Annotated in this window: 17 protein-coding genes; 10 read left to right on the top strand and 7 right to left on the bottom strand. The window is 66.5% G+C overall.

Translation table 11 applies throughout. The features are described 5' to 3' along the window. Positions 1-54 precede the first annotated feature (54 nt). The 6 genes from B1790_RS05520 to B1790_RS05495 are packed head-to-tail and all read left to right on the top strand — an operon-like array spanning position 55 to position 6,373. The gene (locus B1790_RS05520) at positions 55-1,005 is read left to right on the top strand and encodes a hydroxymethylglutaryl-CoA lyase (RefSeq protein WP_079922211.1); all 951 of its coding nucleotides are present in this window, start codon (positions 55-57) and stop codon (positions 1,003-1,005) included. After that, the gene (locus B1790_RS05515; RefSeq protein WP_079922210.1) at positions 998-1,777 is read left to right on the top strand and encodes an enoyl-CoA hydratase/isomerase family protein; all 780 of its coding nucleotides are present in this window, start codon (positions 998-1,000) and stop codon (positions 1,775-1,777) included. The genes B1790_RS05520 and B1790_RS05515 overlap by 8 nt, the downstream gene beginning before the upstream one ends. Beyond that, positions 1,774-2,961, top strand: coding sequence for a CaiB/BaiF CoA-transferase family protein (locus B1790_RS05510; protein ID WP_079922209.1), 1,188 nt, complete (start codon positions 1,774-1,776; stop codon positions 2,959-2,961). Before B1790_RS05515 ends, B1790_RS05510 begins: the two co-directional genes overlap by 4 nt. A 3-nt stretch (positions 2,962-2,964) precedes the next feature. After that, a complete protein-coding gene (locus tag B1790_RS05505; RefSeq protein WP_079922208.1) occupies positions 2,965-3,777 on the top strand; it encodes an enoyl-CoA hydratase/isomerase family protein in 813 nt (270 codons plus the stop codon). Then, a complete protein-coding gene (locus B1790_RS05500) occupies positions 3,774-5,393 on the top strand; it encodes an AMP-binding protein (RefSeq protein ID WP_079922207.1) in 1,620 nt (539 codons plus the stop codon). Before B1790_RS05505 ends, B1790_RS05500 begins: the two co-directional genes overlap by 4 nt. After that, a complete protein-coding gene (locus tag B1790_RS05495) occupies positions 5,390-6,373 on the top strand; it encodes a nitronate monooxygenase family protein (RefSeq protein ID WP_079922206.1) in 984 nt (327 codons plus the stop codon). The genes B1790_RS05500 and B1790_RS05495 overlap by 4 nt, the downstream gene beginning before the upstream one ends. A 209-nt stretch (positions 6,374-6,582) precedes the next feature. On the opposite strand, the gene B1790_RS05490 is transcribed toward B1790_RS05495, so the two are convergent. Genes B1790_RS05490 through B1790_RS05460 form a run of 7 tightly spaced genes read right to left on the bottom strand, consistent with a single transcriptional unit; the run spans position 6,583 to position 11,608 of the window. Next, positions 6,583-6,918 (bottom strand): hypothetical protein, encoded by a 336-nt coding sequence (locus B1790_RS05490; protein WP_142271050.1) that lies wholly within the window; start codon positions 6,916-6,918, stop codon positions 6,583-6,585. Between the two features lie 26 nt (positions 6,919-6,944). After that, positions 6,945-7,988: an LLM class flavin-dependent oxidoreductase gene (locus tag B1790_RS05485; protein WP_079922338.1), complete on the bottom strand. Its 1,044-nt coding sequence runs from the start codon at positions 7,986-7,988 to the stop codon at positions 6,945-6,947. Then, the gene (locus B1790_RS05480) at positions 7,988-8,212 is read right to left on the bottom strand and encodes a tautomerase family protein (RefSeq protein ID WP_079922204.1); all 225 of its coding nucleotides are present in this window, start codon (positions 8,210-8,212) and stop codon (positions 7,988-7,990) included. The genes B1790_RS05485 and B1790_RS05480 overlap by 1 nt, the downstream gene beginning before the upstream one ends. 1 nt (position 8,213) lies before the next feature. Further along, positions 8,214-9,707, bottom strand: a complete 1,494-nt coding sequence (locus B1790_RS05475) for an aldehyde dehydrogenase (protein ID WP_233164947.1) — start codon at positions 9,705-9,707, stop codon at positions 8,214-8,216. After that, entirely contained in the window at positions 9,694-10,425 is a 732-nt protein-coding gene (locus tag B1790_RS05470) for an alpha/beta fold hydrolase (protein WP_079922203.1), read from the bottom strand. Before B1790_RS05470 ends, B1790_RS05475 begins: the two co-directional genes overlap by 14 nt. Positions 10,426-10,439: 14 nt before the next feature. Further along, positions 10,440-10,991: an amino acid synthesis family protein gene (locus B1790_RS05465; protein WP_079922202.1), complete on the bottom strand. Its 552-nt coding sequence runs from the start codon at positions 10,989-10,991 to the stop codon at positions 10,440-10,442. Continuing rightward, the gene (locus B1790_RS05460) at positions 10,988-11,608 is read right to left on the bottom strand and encodes an amino acid synthesis family protein (RefSeq protein WP_079922201.1); all 621 of its coding nucleotides are present in this window, start codon (positions 11,606-11,608) and stop codon (positions 10,988-10,990) included. Before B1790_RS05460 ends, B1790_RS05465 begins: the two co-directional genes overlap by 4 nt. Positions 11,609-11,884: 276 nt before the next feature. Between B1790_RS05460 and B1790_RS05455 the strand changes: the two genes are divergently transcribed. The 4 genes from B1790_RS05455 to B1790_RS05440 are packed head-to-tail and all read left to right on the top strand — an operon-like array spanning position 11,885 to position 15,163. Beyond that, positions 11,885-13,555, top strand: coding sequence for a BCCT family transporter (locus B1790_RS05455; protein WP_079922200.1), 1,671 nt, complete (start codon positions 11,885-11,887; stop codon positions 13,553-13,555). Next, entirely contained in the window at positions 13,548-13,976 is a 429-nt protein-coding gene (locus tag B1790_RS05450) for an ester cyclase (RefSeq protein ID WP_079922199.1), read from the top strand. The genes B1790_RS05455 and B1790_RS05450 overlap by 8 nt, the downstream gene beginning before the upstream one ends. Then, positions 13,976-14,479: a flavin reductase family protein gene (locus B1790_RS05445; protein ID WP_079922198.1), complete on the top strand. Its 504-nt coding sequence runs from the start codon at positions 13,976-13,978 to the stop codon at positions 14,477-14,479. Before B1790_RS05450 ends, B1790_RS05445 begins: the two co-directional genes overlap by 1 nt. A gap of 18 nt (positions 14,480-14,497) precedes the next feature. After that, entirely contained in the window at positions 14,498-15,163 is a 666-nt protein-coding gene (locus B1790_RS05440; RefSeq protein ID WP_142271049.1) for a GntR family transcriptional regulator, read from the top strand. Positions 15,164-15,299 lie beyond the last annotated feature (136 nt).

Here is a 15,299-nt window from a genome sequence, read left to right as displayed (position 1 = left end):
GCCTGTTGATCGACGCAACGTTTTTGCGGCGCGATTCACCTGAAAGGGATTACCTTGAACGACACCTTGACGTTATGCGAGTGCTTCGCACGCGACGGCCTTCAGCATGAACCCGTCTTCGTGCCCACCGCCACGAAGCTGGCCGTACTGGACGCCGTCGTCGACGCGGGTTTCGTGCGAATCGAGGCCAGCAGCTATTCCAATCCCCGTCGGGTACCGGCCCTGGCCGACGTCAGCACCGTGATGGCGGGGCTCACCAGGCGCACGGGGGTGTCCTACAAGAACACCTGTCCCAACCCGCAGGCCGTTCTCAGGGCCGTCCACGACGACGACGCTGGCATCGGGCCGGACGAAATCAGCCTGCTGCTCTCCGCGTCGGACTCCCACAGTCGACGAAATTTGAACGCTTCCCGTGCCGACCAGTGGTCGAAGATCGCCGAGATGATCGCGTTGGCGCAAGGCCGCTTCACTCTCGTCGGCGTCGTGTCCGTCGCCTTCGGATGCCCGTTCGAAGGCGCCGTCGATCCGGGTTCGGTCGCTGCCGACGTGGCCCGACTCGTTGAACTCGGAGCGGACTACGTGTCAATCGGAGACACCACCGGCCTGGCAACCCCGCCTTCGGTGCGGTCGCTGTTCTCCCGGTTGCAGCGGGAGAACCCGGATCTGCCGATCATCGCGCATTTTCACAACACGAGGGGAACCGGACTGGCGAACGTCGTCGCGGCGCTCGACGCGGGTATCCGTCACTTCGACAGCGCGCTGGGCGGAGTAGGCGGCCATCCCGCCGACATTCAGTACGGTCAGGGCCTCACCGGCAACGTCTGCACCGAAGACTTGGTCAACTTGGTCGAGGCCATGGGTCTCGATACCGGCATCGACCTCGACGCTCTGATGGTCGCCTCCAAGCTCGCCGAAACCGCGCTCGACAGACCACTGCACAGCATGGTCGCACGGGCCGGTTACTCCACGATCGCGGCGGCGACGCACGAGGTCAGCCATGTCTGACCCAGCCCGCCCGTCGCCGTCGGACGCACGCGATCCACAGACCCCAAAGGTCTTGCTGACCGAGGACCTCGGCGCCGTCAGGGTGATCACGCTGCATCGACCCGACAAACTCAACGCGCTCAACACCGCACTCACGTCTGCACTGCGGGACGCCCTCCTGTCGGCCGACGCGGACCCGGGAGTGCGATCCGTAGTGCTGGCCGGTGCCGGACGCGCCTTCTGCGCGGGCGCGGACCTGGCCGAATTCGGCACGCTCACACCGGAGAACGGAGACCTCGTCGCTCGGCGCGCGGAGCTGACCGCTCAGACCCAGATGCTGCCGCAGCAGCTGTCGAAACCGATTGTCGCAGTGGTCCAAGGCGCTGCCGTTGGCGGCGGAGCCGGTCTGGCGCTGGCGTGCGACATGGTGATCGCGGCCGACGACCTCAAGTTCGGCTACCCCGAGGTCAAGCACTCCATCGTGCCCGCCCTCGTCATGACCGGCTTACAGCGTCACCTCGGCCGCAAGCTCGCCTTCGAGATGATCTCGACGGGCCGATTTCTGGACGCCGAGGAATGCCTGGACCACGGGCTGGTCAACGAAGTCTGCGGAACGGCCGCCGCGCTGCCACGCGGCATCGAGATCGCAAGCGGGTGGGCAGCGCTGAATCCACGCGCGATCGGCGCCGTCAAGGACCTCTTCTACCGGGTCGCGGACCTCCCGTGGGAGGCCGCGATGCGGACCGGGCGCGACGTCAACACCTTGATGCGCGGATTCCGGGAGGCGACGTGAAACCGTTGGCCGGCATCACCGTCGTCGACTTCTCCCGAGTGCTGGCCGCCCCGTCGGCCACGCAGGTCCTCGCCGAACTCGGGGCCCGCATCATCAAGGTGGAGCGACCACGAACCGGCGACGAAACCAGGCAGTTCGAGCCGCGCTACCCCAGCGGGGAAAGCGGCTACTTCTTCGCGTTCAACAGGGGCAAGGAGTCGATCACTCTCGACTTGAAGACCGAGGACGGTCAACAGATCGCACGTGATCTCGTGACCGGCGCGGACGTGGTAATCGAGAACTTCCTTCCGGGCGTGATAAATGGTCTCGGGCTGGGATACGACCGGCTCAGTGCCGATCGAGCTGACCTCGTCTACGTGTCGACGACCGGCTTCGGTCAGACCGGTCCCGATCGGCGAGAAAAGGGCTACGACACCATCTTTCAGGCGCTATCAGGAATCATGGCGATGACCGGCCATCCCGACGGTCCCCCCGCCAAGGCTGGAATCCCCGTGTCGGACCTCACCAGTGGACTCTGGGTCGTCATCGCAGTGCTTACCGGTCTGATGGGCAAGGCTCTCCATGGAACCGGTTGCTACGTCGATGTTTCCATGATGGACGTGCAGCTCAGTTTGCACGCATTGACTGCTGCACGCATCTTCGCCCTTGACGAAGAGCCCCAACGGACGGGCACCGAACATCCCGGACGGGTCCCGTCGGCAGCCTTCAAGGCTGCCGACGGCCACTACCTCCACATCAGCTGCAGCGACCAGCACTGGGCTCCGCTGTGCGCCAGCCTGGCCCTCCCCGAATTGGGCTCCGACCCTGCACTGTCCTCCAACGCCGGGCGCATCCGGCAGCGTGATCGCATCATGACCGAGCTAGCCGTCGCGATTGCCACCAGGAATGCCGACGACGTCGTCGCGACACTGAAGGACGTCGGAGTCCCGGCCGGCCGGGTTCGCAGTGTTCGCGAGGCCCTCGAGGATCCTCACGCCCAGGCACGACACATGGTGCAGAGTTTCAAGCATCCCACCGAGGGCGACGTTCGAGCACTGCGGAATCCGTTGCGCCTCAACGGGTGGGATGATCCCGACGTGCTACCCGCCCCACTGCTCGGCGCCGACACCGAGCACATCCTAGCCACGGAACTGGGCCTGACCGCTGACCGCATCGCCGAGCTCCGGCGTCAGAAAGTTGTGTGAACGATGACCAACACCATCGCCGCGGGCGTCGTGACCGTCTCGGTCGACGACGGAGTCGCCACCGTGACCCTCAACCGGCCTGAGGCACGCAACGCCGTCAACCTCGAGCTCTGCCTCGCCTTGCGCGAAGTGTTCGAAGACATCGATTCCGACGACGCAATACGCGCCGTGCTGATCGCCGGCGCCGGGTCGTCGTTTTGCGCAGGAGCCGACCTCAAGGAACGTGTGGGCCGCGACAGCGCATGGGTGCGGCGCCGCAGGATTGCCTCGTTCGCGGCCTACGAGGCAATCGAGCGGTGCGCCAAACCCGTTGTGGCACTGGTACATGGCGCCGTCGTCGGTTCGGGTGGCGAGATCACCATGGCCGCCGACTTCGCCCTCGCTGCAGCCGACGCGTCATTCCGGTTTCCCGAGGCGCACTGGGGAACCGTGGGCGCCACCCAGCGGCTCCAACGGGTGATCGGCAAACGCCGAGCCAAGGAACTCCTCTACACCAATCGCGCACTGTCCGCCGAGGAGGCGAATCGCCTGGGCCTCGTCGTTAGGGTAGTCCCGGCCGCCGAGTTGCTCGCCGCGGGAATCGCCATGGCAGCCGCCATCGCCAAGGCCCCGCCGGACGCCATGGCGCTGACCAAGAGATCCGTAGACTTGGGCGAAGAGACCACACTCGAGATGGGAATCCGCATCGAGATGGCTGCCATCGAACAGAACCTCGCCGTCGGCGGCTGGCGCGCCGGCGTGGCCCGGTTCGCCAGCGGAGAATCGCCCGACGGCGAGAGCTCCACTGCGATCGACACCTCGGGGCAGCCGGCATGATGCTCGATGGGTTGTGCCCCCTGACAACTGGGTTGGCCCTGGACCGGGCCAGCGCAATCGTTCCAACCAACGAGGCGCTCGTCACGGGTGACTCACGGATCACCTTCGACGAGTTGCGAACGGCCGTCGACGAAACCGCCGGTGCGCTACTCGCATCGGGCGTGGACAAGGGCGACCACGTCGCCATCTGCCTGGGCAACGGGATCCCATGGGCCACTTTGTTCTTGGCCATCACGTCGATCGGCGCCGTGGCGGTGCCGGTCAACACCAGATTCCAGGCAGCCGAGCTCGAATATGTTCTGCGGCAGTCCAAGTCACGGATGCTCTTCGTCGCCGACAAGTTCCTCAAGGTCGACTTCATCGCCATGCTGCGGCAGGTCCTTCCTGCCATGGACGACCGCTGCGGCAACGCGCGCGAGGGCGCACTGCCGGACCTCGAGCGAATCGTGGTACTCGGCGACGACATACCAGCGGCGGCGGAAGGCTTCGCCGACTTCCTTCAGGCAGGGTCGGCACGGACCTCCCCTCGAGGTGCTTCACCGGACGACGTGGCGCTCATCCAGTACACCTCCGGCACCACCGCGTTTCCGAAGGGCGTGCTGCTGACCCATCGCAGCCTCTGCGCGGACGCGTTCTTCTCCGGCGGCCGGATGGGGTTGCGTGTCGGCGACCGCTATCACAGCGCCCGCCCGTTCTTCCACGTCGCGGGCACGACGTTGTCGTTGCTGTCCTCGCTGCAGCATGCGGCGACCCTGATCACCATGGACAGATTCGAGCCCGGCGCGGCCCTGACTCAAATGGAAGTCGAGAGCTGCACCCACTTTTCGGGCAACGACACGATGGCGTTGATGTTGCTCGGACACCCGTCCCTCTCGGCGCGTCGACTCAACCTGCGCGGGGCGTGGCTGGCCGCCTCCCCCGCCATCGTCGCGCGTGTCATCGACGACCTCGGAGCCACCGAGGCAGTCGTCGGCTATGGGCTGTCCGAGGCCGCCCCAAATGTCGCCCAATCCGCTTGGTGGGAGCCCCGAGAGCTGAGGGTCGGTGGGTGGATGGCCCCCGAGCCCGGAGTACGCGTCCGCATCGTGGACCCGGATGGCGGCGACTGCCCCGCAGGCATGGTCGGTGAGATCTTGGTGTCCGGCTGGAATGTCATGCGGGGCTACTACGCGATGCCGGAGCAGACGGCCGCCGCGTTGGACGTCGACGGCTGGCTGCATACCGGTGACCTAGGCGTCCTCGACGCCGACGGGCGGTTGCGATTCGTCGGACGCGCCAAGGAGATCATCCGCGTCGGGGGCGAAAACGTCTCGCCCGCCGAGGTGGAGGATGTACTGCACTCACACCCAGACATCAAGCAGGCCGTCGTCGTCGGCGTGGCGGACGAGCGACTCGTCGAAGTGCCTTTCGCATTCGTCGCCGTGGGCAACGGCGCCGAATTGGACGAGCAAACCGTCATCGCATGGTCCAAGAACATGATGGCGGGATTCAAGGTTCCCCGGCACGTCATGTTCGTCGACGACTTCGAGGAAATCGGGATGACCGCAAGCGGCAAGGTGCAAAAGACGGCAGCCGCCCGGGTCGCGAACGATCACCTCTCCGGCAGCAGCCGATGAGCACCCCGACGGTGGAGATCGCCACGAGAATCACTCAGTTGCTCGGCATCCGGGTGCCCGTCGTACAGGCCGCGATGTCCTGGGCATCGTCGAGTTCTGCTCTGCCCCTTTCGGTGACCAACGCCGGTGGGCTGGGCAGCCTCGCGGCCGGGCCGATGCGCCCCGCGGACCTCGACCGTGCTCTGGACGAGTTGGCTGACGACGCACGGGGTCCGTACGCGGTGAACCTTCCGCTGTCGCGCCCGAACGCCGACGACGTGCTCGACACCCTCGCGAAACGCGCCGTCCCGGTGTTCATCGGTTCACAGGGCGGCCCCCGACGGTACGTCGAGCGCATGCACGGCGTCGGCTCGAAATGCATTCACGTCGTCGCCAGCGTCGAGCACGCCGAGAAGGCCCAGGCGTCCGGTGTGGACGGACTGATCGTCGTCGGCGGGGAAGCCGGCGGCCACCCACCGCCACAACTCGTGTCCAGTCTGGTGATGCTGCGCGCCGTCAGAAAGGCGCTTCCAGATTTCCCGATCATCGCCTCTGGTGGCTTCGTCGACGGTGCGGGTCTCGCGGCGGCGCTCACCCTGGGCGCCGATGCCGCACAGTTCGGCACACGGTTCATCGCCAGTGACGAGTCGAACGTCCACCCCTCCTATCGTCAGGCCGTCGTCGACGCCGGCGTGTCCGACACCCGCACCGTCGGAACCGAACTGGGCGTGATTCGGGCTTTGCGCAATGACTTCACCGACCGCATGGAGATCCTGGAGGCTAAGGGCAGCTCGATCGAAGAACGCCGTGGCGTGTTCAACGCGGCGTCATTGAAGATGGCCGCGTTCGATGGGGACGTCGACGGCGGCAAGATCGAAGCGGGTCAGTCCGCGGGCCTAATCGACCGAGTACAGCCTGCAGCCGACATCGTCGACGACATCGTGGCCGAGTACCGCAGAATCGTCGAGGGACTGCCCGTACCGCGACGAGTTCCGTCGTGAACTCTCATTCAACCTGAACGATATCCGAAAAGGGTTGGAAAGTAACCGAAGCCGCCGACATCCCGGAAAATGGGCCGCGGCGGTCTCCGTTACCGGATTCGTCCGTGACACCAGGGCCGACCGGGACCGAGAAGCACGCCAAGGCGTCGACCAGGAGGCCCGGCGCGGATCTGACGCCGACGGGGTGACCGTTGGCCCGCTGCGGCCGCTCAGGACGCCTTGAGGCCCGGCGCCAATTCGTCGAGCATCAAGTCGGCAACCTGGTGCTCCGACCGGGTCAGCAGAATCACGCCGTCGGCGATCCCGAGCCGTTGCACGTCGGAGATCAGTCCGGCGAGGCCGCGCGGCGTGCCGACGTAGCGCACCGACTCCCGCTCGTGGTCCCCCAGCGCGCGCAACGCCGCCTTGGCGTCGCGGTCGATGTGCACCTCGACGTCGAGGAACACCTCCGGTGCCGCTTCGCCGCGCTCATGGGCTTGGGCGCGGATCGCCGAGGACTTTCGGGCGGCGTCACGAAGGTCGACCGCCGAAATGCGTACGGGCATGGCTACTCCTGAGGTGGGTGCGGCGGTCACTGGAACGCCGGGACGACTTCCTTGATGAACAATTCGAGTGACCGGCGCTTCTCCTCGTGCGACAGGCTGTTGTCGCACCAGAAGCTGAACTCGTCGATGCCGAGCTGCTGGTAGTAGCGGAGCCGCTCGATGACTTGGTCCGGTGTGCCGATCATCGCGGTGCGGTGCAGGGACTCCAGCTCGAACTCGGGCCGACCCTCGAACTTGGATTCGGGACTGGGGTCGAGGAACCCGTCCACGGGCGTCGACTTGTTGCCGAACCATGCGTCGAACGTGCGGTAGAACTTCGAGATTCCCTCGGCGGCGGGACGCCAGCCGTCGGGGTCCTCGGCGGCGTGCACGTGGGTGTGGCGCAGCACCATGATCTCGGGCCGGGGCACCTCGGGGTGGTCGGCTACCGCCGTGTCGAACTTGCGCTTGAGGTCGGCGACTTCCCCGTCACCCTTCATCAGCGGCGTCACCATCACGTTGCAGCCGGACTTGACCGCGAAGTCGTGCGAGTCGGGGTCGCGGGCGGCGACCCACATGGGTGGCGTCGGCTCCTGGATCGGCTTCGGCACGCTGGTCGAGGTGGGGAACTGCCAGATCTCGCCGTCGTGGGCGTAGTCGCCCTGCCACAGTTTGCGCACCGCGGGAACCAGCTCACGGAGGTGCTTCCCACCGTCGGTCGCGGGCAGCCCACCTGCCATCCGGTCGAACTCGAATTGGTATGCGCCCCGGGCCAATCCGATTTCGGCGCGTCCGTTGCTGATGACGTCGAGCAGGGCACACTCACCGGCGGCGCGGATGGGGTTCCAGAACGGCGCGATGATGGTGCCCGCGCCGAGCCTGATGGTGGTGGTCTTCCCGGCCAGGTAGGCGAGCAGCGGCATGGGGTTGGGTGAGATCGTGTACTCCATGCTGTGGTGCTCGCCGATCCAGATGGTGCCGAAGCCGCCGGCCTCGGCCATCAGCGCGAGCTCCGCGAGGTTCTCGAAGAGCTCACGGTGGCTGACTTGGTCGTCCCACCGCTCCATGTGGGCGAATAGCGAGAATCTCATCACTGCTCCCTGACTTGTTGGCTGGCGGAATTCTGGGCGTCCATTTCGGACAAGGTGAGATCACCTGTGGCCCAGTGCGTTCGGGGCACCTCGCGGACGATGACGCGGATGTGCTCGGACTTGGTATTGACGGTGCGCAGCACTGCTTCGTGCACTTCGCGCATCATGGCGCGAACCTGATCGGCGGACCGACCTTCGGCGAGGGTCACTTCGACGAGCGGCATGTCAGCTCCTCAGCACGAACGGGTCGGGCACGGGACCTTCGTCGGTGTTGATCCAGACGCTCTTGAGCCGCGTGTACTCCCGAATGGTCTCGGTCCCGTGCTCGACGCCGACGCCGCTGCTCTTGAAACCCTGCCGCGGTGACATCGGGGACATCGCCCGGTAGGTGTTGACCCAGATCGTGCCCGCCTCTAGTCGCCCCGCAACCCGGTGCGCCCGAGCGAGATTCGAGGTCCACACGCCGGCCGCGAGGCCGTACTCGGTGTCGTTGGCGAGCCGGATGACCTCGTCCTCGGTGTCGAACGGCATGATCGCCGCGACGGGCCCGAAGATCTCCTCGCGGACCACCCGCATGTGGTTGTTCACGTCCACCAGGACCGTCGGCTCGTAAAAGTATCCACCCAGTCCGCCGTCGGTGGCCTGACCGCCGGTCAGCACCCGGGCGCCCTCGGAGCGACCGAGGTCGACGTAGGAGGCGACCTTGTCACGCTGATCCTCGAAGGCCAGCGGGCCCAGTTCGGTCGTCTCGTCGAGCGGGTCGCCGATGCGGATGCTGCGGGCGCGTTCCGTGACGCGTTCGAGCAGCTCGTCGTAGACCGCGCGGTGCGCGAACACGCGGCTGCCTGCGATGCAGGTCTGTCCGGCGGCGGCGAAGATGCCTGCCACGACTCCCGTTGCGGCATTGGCGACGTCGGCGTCGTCGAAGACGATGTTCGGCGACTTGCCGCCGAGTTCGAGGGTGGAGCCGATGAACCGGCCCGCTGCCGACGACGCGATCCGTGACCCGGTCGCCGTGCTGCCGGTGAACGAGATCTTCGCCAGGGCGGGGTGGTCGACGAGCGGCTGGCCCGCCTCGACGCCGAAGCCGGTCACCACGTTGACCGCGCCGGGCGGGAACCCCGCCTCGATCGCGAGCTCGGCCAACCGCAGCACGGTGGCCGAGGTGTACTCCGACGGCTTGATCACCACGGTGTTACCGGCGCACAGCGCCGGTGCGAGCTTGCTGGTGGTCAGCGTCAGCGGCGAGTTCCACGGGGTGATGGCCCCGACCACGCCCAGCGGCTCCCTGGTGGTGTAGTTGAGCACCCGGCGATCGGAGGTGGGGATGACGTCGCCGTTGATCTTGTCGGCCAAGCCGGCGTAATAGTAGTAGTACTCGGGCAGCGTGGTGAGCTGACCGCGCATCTCGCGCAACAACTTTCCGTTGTCCAGCGACTCCGAGCGGGCCAGCTCCTCGGCGTTCTCGGCGACCAGGTCGCCGAGGCGGCGCAGCAAGTGCCCACGCTTGGTTTGGCTCAGATCGCGCCAGCGCGGATCCTCGAACGCCCGGCGGGCGGAGCGGACGGCGGCGTCGACGTCGGCGGCGTTGCCGCGTGCCGCCTCGTAGAGCACCTCACGGTTGGCCGGGTTGGTGCTCGCAAAGTACTGACCCGAATCGGGTTCGGTCGGCTTGCCGTCGATGAAGTGCTGCAGGGTTTTCCGCTCAGACACGGGCATACCTTCCAAGGAAAGTGGACAGGATTCGGACGAGTTCGGCCGGCCGTTCGACCGGGAGCATGTGACGGGCGTCGGGCACGACGACTGCCTCGCAATTCGGGATCGCGGCGGCGAGCCTGCGGGTCATCTCCGGGGTGGAGCCGGGATCGCGCTCACCGGTCACGGCCAACGCAGGCACGGCGATGCGGCCCAGGTCCGGCCCCAATTCGGCATCCGCGGTTGCGAACACCCGGTAGCTGTTGACGAAGCTGTCGGGGTCGTTGGCGAGCAATGTGCGCTCCGTCCGAGCGATCAGCTCAGCGTCGACGTCGGTGCCGTCATACCAACGACGAAGGGACGCTTCGGTACTGGCACGCACGTCGGTGTCGGCGGTGCGCAGCCGCTCCAGCACCGCCGCCCGCTCGGCCGGTGTACGCAGGCACACCGAGCTCACCGAGGTGAGCGTGGCGACGAGTTCGGGACGGTGGATGGCCAGGTACTGGGCCACCATCGCACCGAGCGAGAAGCCGACCAGGTGGGCGCCGTCGGGGATGTCGGCGGCCACCCCCTCGGCCAGATCGGCCAGCGTCACCCCGGGGCTGACGGGCGGCCGGGCGCCGTGGCCGGGCAGATCGGGCGCGACCACCCGGACGTCGTCGCCCAACAGGGCGGCCACCGGCTCCCACACGGAGTGGTCGAGGCCTACTCCGTGCAGGAACACGAGCGTCGGGGTGGTCACCTGGATCTCCTGCGTTACTGCTCGGTGGACAGCGGAGCGAGGCGCTGCTGCGGACGGCCCTGCGCGGCGGCGGCCAATGCGATGACGATCTCGTCGGCGTGCGGCGCGTCGGCGATGCGGACTTCGACCGTCTGGTGGTGAGACCGGATGGTCGCGTCGGTGATGTGCTTGAGCGGGATGTCGAACAGGACGCCGGCGGGGCCACGCTTCTCGACCGCGGGCAGCAGCGTGGTGGCGTTGGCGGCCTTGCGGAAGTGGTCACCGAACTTGAGCGTGTGGATCAGCCCGGAGCCGTGCTCGATCTCGCCGTCGAGGCCGACGATCGCGGCCTTGCCGTAGGCCTCGGCGGTCTCGCCGAGGGCGTCGAGGACCTGCGGCGCCAGCAGCGAGCCGAGATCGGATGCGCTCGCGTCGATGCCGGGGTTCAGATCCTCCACGAAACCTTGACCGGCCCAAGGGTTCTGGATGACCGCCGCGACGATGGCAACGCGGGCGGGCGGGTTGACCTCCCGGCCGCCCTCGGTGCGGATCTCCTCGACGATGGTGACGATCTTGCGGATCTTCATGACAGCACACTCTCCAGGCTCTTGACGGTAACTGCAGGATCGGTCTTGCGGTCCCCGATGCGGGGATGTGGCCGCGGGCCGGTGGAGCCGGCGGCGACGATCACGAGCTCGTCGGCCCTGGGGGCGTCGGAGATGCGGGTGGTGATCGTTTGATAGTGACTGCGGGTCGCAGCCTGGGTCTTGTGCCAGAGCGGGACGACAAGCGCTTCCCCAGCCTCGGCACGGGTGTCGGCGAAGCAGATGATCGACTCACCGTCGAGAAACTCGCGCATCAGGTTTCCGAAGTACGGGGTGTGGATCAGGGCACCTCCGTGCTCGATCTCCCCCGCCGTTCCGACGACCGCGGCCTTGCCGAACGCCTCGACGGCGTTGACTCCGCCCAGCGCGTCGACCAGCTTTGCGGTGAGCAGCCTGGCCAGCGCCGGCGCGATCCGCTCGACCTCGGCCGACAGATCGCGGCCGGCGCCGGTGCCCACCCACGGGTTGGCGATGACGGCGGCCACGCTGGCCTGGCTGGCCGGCCGGGCAGGCCGCTCCCCGCCCTCGGTGACGACGAGCTCGCGGTAGACCACCACCTTCCGGAGGCCCAGATGTGGCGTCAGATCATCTTGTTGCATGCAACAGACGCTAGGTCATGCCGGGCTAGCGGTCAAGAGCGCCCGGTCAATACCCGTCGCTACGACGCAGTGGGTTACCTTCACGTTAAGTGATCGTTGCAGCTAGAGCGGCTCGTTGCTCCCCTTCTGCTCCATGAGTCGTCCCGCCATCAGAAACACCCACCAAGTATGTTGGCGAGCTCCATTGACAATGGCTTGTGATCGTGGTTACTTTCTGTTGCATACAAGCGGTCCTCGGCAGTGCCGCCGACCCACATGCCACGACGAGGAGCACTCATGCCGAATGAACTCACCACCGAGCCGACGCGCGTCGGCGTGGCAGAGATGGAAGAGCCAGGCCCCACCCCGGTGCTCGACGAGGCGGCGGACGTCCCAGAGACCGACTCTCCGTCCCGCTCGAGCGGCCGCCTCGGCTCGGTGTTCTGGACGTCGGTCGGCGTCTCTGCCGTGTTCGTCGTCTGGGCGGTGTTCTTCACCGAGAACCTGAGCACGGTGACGACGGCGTCCCTGAACTGGGTGACGGGTACGTTCGGGTGGCTCTACCTGGTGGTCTCGCTGGGGATCCTGATCTTCCTGGTGTTCCTTGCCTTCAGCCCGTTCGGCGATACCCGACTCGGCAAGGACGACGACCGACCCGAGTTCGGCACGATCACCTGGCTCGCCATGATCCTCAGCGCCGTCATGGGCATCGGCCTGGTGTCCTACGGTGTGGCGGAACCGATTTCGCATCTCGCGACACCACCACACGGACTCGCCGCTCCGAACACGCCGGAAGCCGCGGTCCGTGCGCTGCAGTACTCGTACTTCGACTGGGGCCTGCACGCCTGGGCCATCTTCGCGGTGTTCGGGTTGGCCATCGCCTATTCGACGTACCGCAAGGGCCGTCGCACGTTGGTCAGCCAGCTGTTCGTCCCGCTGCTCGGTGACCGCGTGAACGGGCCGATCGGCAAGACCATCGACGTCCTCGCGGTCTTCGCGACGCTCTTCGGCACCACGACGTCCCTGGGTCTCGGCGCGCTGCAGGTCAACAACGGCCTGGCGTCCCTGTTCGGGATTCCGGTCACCAACGTCACGCAGGTGCTGATCATCGCAGCAGTCACAGCCGTGTTCACGATGTCGGCGGTGACCGGCGTCAGCAAGGGCATCAAGTTCCTGAGCCAGGGCAGCGTGGTGCTCGCCGTCGCATTGTTCGTGTTCATGCTCGTCGTCGGGCCGACGGTGTTCATCGCCAATCTCTACATCGAGGCCCTGGGCACCTGGGCCACCGACTTCTTCCGAATGAGCTTGCAGGGCACCGCATTCGGTGGCCTCGAATGGATGCAGTGGTGGACCTACTTCATGCTGGCCTGGTGGGTGTCGTGGGGCGCCTTCGTCGGTGTGTTCCTGGCCCGCATCTCCAAGGGCCGCACGATCCGCGGATTCATCATGGGCGTGCTGGTCGTCCCCAGCGTCGTGTTCTTCACCTGGTTCACGGTCTTCGGCGGCACCGCCATCCACGTCGACATGTTCGAGGGCGGCGACATCGCCCAACGCACCGCCCAGGACATCAACAGCGCGTTCTTCGCCACCCTCGAGCACTTCCCGCTGTCCACGGTGACGTCCGCGATCGCCATCCTGCTGGTGGTCATGTTCTTCGTATCCGGCGCCGACGCCAACACGTTCGTGCTCGGAATGATGACCAGTGACGGGCATCTGGCACCACGCCGCTGGGTGCTGATCCTCTGGGGTGCGCTCACCGGGTTGACCGCGGTGGCCTTGATGCTGGGCGGCGGGCTCAATGCCCTGCAGAACACCGTCATCGTTGCGTCGCTGCCGTTTCTGATCATCATCGCCGGCCTCGCGGTCTCGTTCTGGATGGAACTGATCGCCGACCGCCGGGCCGACCTCACCACCAGGAACGCCGCCGCGTTCATCAAGACTCCCCTGGAAGGAAAGACCGATGTCTGACAACGACACTCGCCGCAACCGCATCAACGACGCCTGGGTGGCCGCCTGGGACCGCGGGGAGGTGGACGCACTCGACGCCCTGCTGAGCGCGGACTACCAACGCATCAGCGGAACCGGCACCGCACAGGGCCTGACGGAATTCAAGGCGTCCATCGTGGCGACCCGCTCGGCCTTCCCCGACCTGGTCACCGTGGTCGACGAGATCGTCGTCGAGGGCGACAGCGCCGCCATCCGCTGGCACAGCTCCGGAAGCCACGAGCACTCGTTCCTCGGAGTTCCCGCGACCCGACGCCAGGTCAACGTCAGCGGCGCGACGTTCGCACGCTTCGACGGCGACTCCATCTCCGAGGAGTTCGTCACCTGGGATCCGCGCACGCTGCTCACCGCGCTCGGCATCATCTCCGTCGGTCAGGACAGCTGATGGCCGTCACGCAGGTACAGCCCGATCTCGACGTGATGAAGCAGGTCAACCGGCAGTTCGTCACCGGCGTCACCGTCGTCACCGCCATGGACGACGGCACCCCGCGCGGCCTGGCGGTCAACGCCTTCGCCAGCATCTCGCTGGACCCGGCGACCGTGATGGTCGCGGTGCAACACACCTCGTCGACGCACGACTGTCTGTTCCGGGCAGACCATCTGGCGATCAACATCCTGTCTACCGACCAGCTCGACGTCGTCAAGCGGTTCGCCGTGAAGTCCGACGACAAGTTCGCCGGACTGGATTGGGACGCCGGACCTTTCGACAGCCCGCTGATCGCGCGTAGTGCGGCGGTGATGGAAGTAGAGATTCGCGAGCGGCTCCGCGCCAGCACGCACACCGTCTTCATGTGCCGAGTGGTACACGCCGAGGTGAGCAACCGGCATCCGATGGTCTACAGCGCGGGTAAGTTCTTCGATGGCGGTACTCTCACCGACCTTGTCTGACGTGACCAAGAGGATGGCGTGAACGCGAAGAACGGCAACGGTTCGATTCAGGGCCGGCTGATCTCCGAAGTCCGGCGCCGCATCATCGCCGGGGAGATCTCGCCGGGGGTCAACATCTCCGAGATCGCGATCGCCGAGGAATTCGGCGTCAGCCGCACCCCCGTCCGAGAGACCTTCAAACAACTGCAGACCGAGGGACTCGTCGAAATCCGGCCCAGGGTCGGCACATTCGTGACGACGCCGTCGCGACGCGAGATCACCGAGCTCTTCGAGATGAAGGAACTGCTCGAGGGTGCGGCGGCACGGCTGCTGGCCCAACGCGGCCGCGTGCCCGAAGTCGAACTGCTCGAAGAGAACCTCCGGCAAGCCGACCAGGCGGTGGCCGCCGACGACAAGGCCCGCTACGCCGAACTCGTCGAAGAGTTTCACAACTTGCTCATCGCCGGCGCGGACAACAACAAGCTCGAGGCGCACTACCGGACGCTGATGAATCAGCTGGCCTACGCCCGGCTCGTCAACACCTCGTTGAGCCAGCCGGGCAGGCCGTTGCAATCCGACCGCGAACACCACCACGTGCTGGACCTCATCGTCGCCAAGGATGGCGACAGCGCCGAACGCGTGATGCGCGAGCACGTGCGCGCCAGCCGGCAGGCTCTGCTCGCCGGGCTCGAATCCGCCATCTGAGGCTGAGGGCGCGTTCTTCCGGCGCCAGCGCGCAGGGATTCAGGCCGCCCCGTAATTCGGAAAGTCTTCCGAAACGTTCGGCCAGTGTCCCCTAGTGGATAGGGTGTCCGTCTGGGAACCCGACCGCCACCCCCGG

It is taken from the genome of Mycobacterium sp. AT1 (assembly GCF_002043095.1).
In the GTDB taxonomy this organism is placed as follows: Bacteria; Actinomycetota; Actinomycetes; order Mycobacteriales; family Mycobacteriaceae; genus Mycobacterium.
This window is presented reverse-complemented; position numbering and strand designations above follow the sequence as displayed.

Coding starts and splice junctions, on each gene's coding strand:
- B1790_RS05500 (WP_079922207.1), top strand. CDS start 3,774: ATGATGCTCGATGGGTTGTGCCCCCTGACAACTGGGTTGGCCCTGGAC.
- B1790_RS05460 (WP_079922201.1), bottom strand. CDS start 11,608: ATGCAACAAGATGATCTGACGCCACATCTGGGCCTCCGGAAGGTGGTG.
- B1790_RS05485 (WP_079922338.1), bottom strand. CDS start 7,988: ATGAGATTCTCGCTATTCGCCCACATGGAGCGGTGGGACGACCAAGTC.
- B1790_RS05505 (WP_079922208.1), top strand. CDS start 2,965: ATGACCAACACCATCGCCGCGGGCGTCGTGACCGTCTCGGTCGACGAC.
- B1790_RS05515 (WP_079922210.1), top strand. CDS start 998: ATGTCTGACCCAGCCCGCCCGTCGCCGTCGGACGCACGCGATCCACAG.
- B1790_RS05475 (WP_233164947.1), bottom strand. CDS start 9,707: ATGCCCGTGTCTGAGCGGAAAACCCTGCAGCACTTCATCGACGGCAAG.
- B1790_RS05465 (WP_079922202.1), bottom strand. CDS start 10,991: ATGAAGATCCGCAAGATCGTCACCATCGTCGAGGAGATCCGCACCGAG.
- B1790_RS05495 (WP_079922206.1), top strand. CDS start 5,390: ATGAGCACCCCGACGGTGGAGATCGCCACGAGAATCACTCAGTTGCTC.
- B1790_RS05445 (WP_079922198.1), top strand. CDS start 13,976: ATGGCCGTCACGCAGGTACAGCCCGATCTCGACGTGATGAAGCAGGTC.
- B1790_RS05490 (WP_142271050.1), bottom strand. CDS start 6,918: ATGCCCGTACGCATTTCGGCGGTCGACCTTCGTGACGCCGCCCGAAAG.
- B1790_RS05480 (WP_079922204.1), bottom strand. CDS start 8,212: ATGCCGCTCGTCGAAGTGACCCTCGCCGAAGGTCGGTCCGCCGATCAG.
- B1790_RS05450 (WP_079922199.1), top strand. CDS start 13,548: ATGTCTGACAACGACACTCGCCGCAACCGCATCAACGACGCCTGGGTG.
- B1790_RS05455 (WP_079922200.1), top strand. CDS start 11,885: ATGCCGAATGAACTCACCACCGAGCCGACGCGCGTCGGCGTGGCAGAG.